Origin of the sequence: Actinomadura sp. KC216 (assembly GCF_004348535.1) — a bacterium.
Lineage (GTDB): Bacteria > Actinomycetota > Actinomycetes > Streptosporangiales > Streptosporangiaceae > Spirillospora.
The window spans coordinates 1-3,981 of sequence record NZ_SMJX01000505.1 but is presented as its reverse complement, the minus strand read 5'-3'; the positions used below and the strand labels follow the sequence as shown (position 1 = coordinate 3,981).

Below are 3,981 nucleotides of genomic sequence, written 5' to 3'. Positions count from 1 at the left end.
TCCTTGAGGAGGAGGGGGAGGCGGAGGACGAAGCGGGCGCCTTTCGGGCTGTCCTCGATGTGCAACGAGCCGCCGTATATCTCGGCGATCTCGCGCGCGATGGGCAGCCCGAGCCCGGTGCCGCCCGGGTCCCGCTTCCGGGACTCGCCCAGGCGCGCGAACCGCTCGAAGACCCGCTCCCGCGACTCGTCCGGGATGCCGTCACCGTCGTCCAGCACCTCGAGGACGGCGTCGGACCCGTCCCGCTCCACCGTGACCTGGATGGCGTCCACGGCGTGCCGTTCGGCGTTGCTCAGCAGGTTGGCGAGCACCCGCGCCAGCCGCACCGGGTTCGCCCGGACGGCCACGTCAGGCTCCAGGTCCGTCGTGATCGGGATGCGGGGCGGGCGGCGCTCCACCTCCCGGCGGGTGAGGCCCGCGAGGTCGATCCGCTCCATCGGGACCGGGGCGCGGGAGTCGAGCCGGGACAGCTCCAGCAGGTCGACGACCACGTCGTTCAGCCGCCGCGTGTCGCCGAGCGCCGACACGACCATCGGTTTCCAGTCGTAGTCGTCCGGCTCGTCCAGCGCGGCCTCCAGCTGCGTCTGCAACGCCGCGAGCGGGTTGCGGAGATCGTGCGACGCGTCCGAGATGAACCGGCGTTCCCGCTCCGTCGCCTCCTGCAGCCGTTCGAGCGTCGCGTTGACGGTCTCGGCGAGCGCCTGGAGCCGGGTGCCCGCCTGCGGGACCGGCACCCGGTGGCCGAGCCCCTGCCTGCTGAACTCCGCCATCTCCGCGCGGATCTCGTCGACCGGGACGAACACCCGCCCGATCGTGTACCACGTCCACCACGCGATCAGCGCGAGCAGCGCCACCATGACCAGCGCGACACCCAGCGGCAGCAGCCACGTGTTCAGCAGCGTCGGCAGCGGCGTCACCGCGATCACCATCACGCCGGGCCCCCACGGCGACGTCCGCAGGCGCGTACCGAACATCCACACGCAGTCGTCCAGGAAGTCGGGGCAGATGGCGCGATCGAGGAGCATCCTGTCGTTCCGCACGTCCTCGGCCGCCAGCGGCGGGCTCCCGCTCAGGCCGACGCTCTCCGCCACGACCGCCCCGTCCGGGCCGAGGACCTGCACCAGCGGGGTCTCGCCCTGCCTGGGGGCGAGCACGTCCTCGTACCGTCCGCGGACGATGTCGGTCACGACCCGCTCGACCGTCCGCTCGGACTTCCGCCACACCTTGCTCTGCGCCCATTCCCGCGCGAGCACCATGAGCAGCACGAACACCAGGCCGAGGACCAGCGTCGACACCGCCACGGTGCTGACCGTCGCGCGTCCCCGTACCGAGAAGAACAGCCGCCTGTGCCACCGGCGGACCGTCCCCCACCTCTCCGTCGCCACAGCCGATCCCCCGAATCCCGAACGGCCGGACACTAAAAGTGATCACTCACGCACACAGCGTAGATCACGCGATCTCCGGTCGCCGATCCGGGGTATTCGTCCGAATGGCTAGACTCGCCGGGATGCCAGAGGCGCCGACCACACGAAGCCGCAGCAAGGCCAGGGCCCGCACGACAGGGCACTGCGCGGTGCTGTATCCGGCCATCGCCGAGGCGGCCCGCCGGGCGGACGCGAACGCGATCGGGCTGATCGACGTCGGCTGCTCGGCGGGGCTCAACCTCAATGTCGATCGCGTCGGCATCACCTACAGCAACCGCGACCGTCAATCGAGGAGTTCGCACGATTCGCGGGACCCGCGGGATTTGCCGCTGTTGCTGGGCGACGCGTCCTCGCCCGTCCAGATGTCGTGCACGCTCGTGGGCGACAGGCCCGTTCCGGCGCGGGCGCTGCCCGAGGTCGTGGCCCGGATCGGTGTCGACCGCGATCCGATCGATGTGACCGACCCGGACGAGGCCCGCTGGCTCCGCACCTGCCTGCCCCCAGACCAGCCGGACCAGCTCGCTGAGTTCGACGCAGAGTTGGCGTTGACGGCGTCGGCCCCTCCGCTGCTGCTGCGAGGCGACGTCCTCGACCTGCTGCCCGACGCCTTCGCCCGCGTCCCAGCCGATGCCCTGCCCGTCGTCACCACGACCTGGTCGTTGTCGCGCTACCCGCTCGAAGCCCGCCTGCGCTTCCTGCACCGCCTGGACGAAGCGGCGACCGAGCGGACGGTGGCGTGGGTGTCGGCGGAAGGCGTCGGAGTCGCGCCGGGGATACCGACCTTCGGCGATCGGCGCGCGTCCGGTCACAGCATCATCGGGCTGGCGCTGTTCGACCACACGACCCTGCGCGCCGAGGGCCTTGGCCGCTGCTGGTCCCGGGGACGCATGCTGTCCTGGCTGGCAGGCGGCTCCTAGCGTCCTGCGGTCGTCCTGGTCCCCTTCACCGCCCATGCTCTGGCGGTGAGGGGGATGGAGCCGTCCGGGGCGGTGGGGAGGCGGGTGCGGAGCAGGTCGCGCAGGTCGCGGCGGTGCTCCTCCGTCAGCGACGTCACGTACGCGGGTGCCGGGCCCTGGCCGCCGAGGAACGGCCACCAGTAGTCGTCGAAGCCGGTGAACATCGTCGGCACCTCGATCGGCTCGACGGTGACCTCGTCCAGGCCGGAGTCCGTCCACAGGCGGTGCAGGGGTTCGGGGCGGCACAGCGGGAAGCGGCGGCCTTCGTCCAGTTCGGCGGCGGCCCGGTCGAGCGCGGTGGCGGCGTCCCAGAAGTGCCGCATCATCGCCATGCCCTCGCCGTAGTCCCAGACGTAGGCGGCGACCATGCCGCCCTCCGCGGCGACCCGGCCGAACTCGGCCACGGCCGAATGCGGCTCCGGGACGAAGTTGAGCGCCAGCCCGCTGACCACGGCGTCGAACCGGCGGCGATGATCGGGCAGCGGCGGCGGCAGCGGCGGCAGCGGCGGCAGCGACGGTGGTGGCACTGGCAGCGGCAGCGAACGGGCGTCCGCCAGATGGAAACTCGCCCGGGTGTCGGTGACCTGGGCACGTGCGCGCGACAGGAAGCCCTCGGACGTGTCCACCCCGATGACCTGGGCGGGATCCGTCAAGGCCAGGATCGCCGCCGTCAACGCTCCGGTGCCGCAGCCGACGTCCAGCCAGCGTCTGCGGGCGGGCACGTCCAGCCAGTGGAGGAACGGGTTCGCGACCCGGCGGCTCCACCGGCCCACGTAGTCCTCGTAGGCGTCCCCGGCAGCCCATACGTCGCCCATGGCGTGCCGACGATACAGCTAACCTGGGGTTTCGGGAGGCGGGCTTGCCATGCTGTACGCGTCTCTGCTGGGGGATCAGGTAATCGGCGACGACGAGTCGGGCGTGCGGTCGCGTTCACCGCGCACGGTCGGCCTCGTCGCGTATCTGGCCGCCCATGCGGGGGCGCCGCAGACCCGGCAGCGCATCGCGGGGATCTTCTGGCCCGACTCCACGGACGCTCAGGCGCTCACCAACCTGCGCCGCGAACTGCATCACTTGCGCCGCGTCCTCGGTCCGGAGCCTTCGCTGGTGGTCACGTCCAGGGACCTGTGCTGGCGGGACAGCGGGACATGCCGCGTCGACCTGCGCGTCTTCGCCGCCGAGTGCGAGGGCGCTCGGGCGGCGCTGGCCAGGGGAGACGAGGAGGGCGCCGCCGAGCACGCGTGCAGGGCCATCGCCGAATACAAGGGTGATCTCCTGCCCGGCGTGCATGACGACTGGGTGCTGGACGCCAGGTCGGAGCTCGAACGCCGGTGCGTGGAGATGTGCGATCTGGTCGCCACGACGTCCGCCGGGACGGGCGATCTGGCCAGGGCGGTGGACGCCGCCCGCCGCCGGATCCGGCTGCAGCCGCTGGAGGAGGTCGGCTACCGCGTCCTGATCCAGTTGCAGGCCGAGCTGGGCGATCGCGCGGGCGCCATCAGCACCTACCACCATTGCGCCTCGGTCCTGGAGCGCGAGCTGGGCGTCGTCCCGGACCCGGCGACGCGGCGCGCGTTCCAGCGCCTGATGGCGGGCGCGGGCGC

At 72.1% G+C, this 3,981-nt stretch carries 4 protein-coding genes; 2 read left to right on the top strand and 2 right to left on the bottom strand.

The window, feature by feature from the left end; genetic code table 11:
- Window positions 1–1,385, bottom strand: a 1,385-nt coding sequence (locus E1264_RS41035; protein ID WP_243711484.1) for a HAMP domain-containing sensor histidine kinase, incomplete at its 3' end; no start/stop codon positions are given.
- Window positions 1,386–1,507: 122 nt separating this feature from the next.
- Here E1264_RS41035 and E1264_RS41030 point away from each other — a divergent pair.
- Window positions 1,508–2,341, top strand: coding sequence for a DUF2332 domain-containing protein (locus tag E1264_RS41030; protein ID WP_207936918.1), 834 nt, complete (start codon window positions 1,508–1,510; stop codon window positions 2,339–2,341).
- On the opposite strand, the gene E1264_RS41025 is transcribed toward E1264_RS41030, so the two are convergent.
- Window positions 2,338–3,195 (bottom strand): class I SAM-dependent methyltransferase, encoded by an 858-nt coding sequence (locus E1264_RS41025; RefSeq protein WP_132182725.1) that lies wholly within the window; start codon window positions 3,193–3,195, stop codon window positions 2,338–2,340. The two genes, E1264_RS41030 and E1264_RS41025, sit on opposite strands and share 4 nt — an antisense overlap.
- Before the next feature lie 49 nt (window positions 3,196–3,244).
- Here E1264_RS41025 and E1264_RS41020 point away from each other — a divergent pair.
- A partial coding sequence (locus E1264_RS41020) for a BTAD domain-containing putative transcriptional regulator (protein WP_207936916.1) occupies window positions 3,245–3,981 on the top strand: 737 nt, incomplete at its 3' end.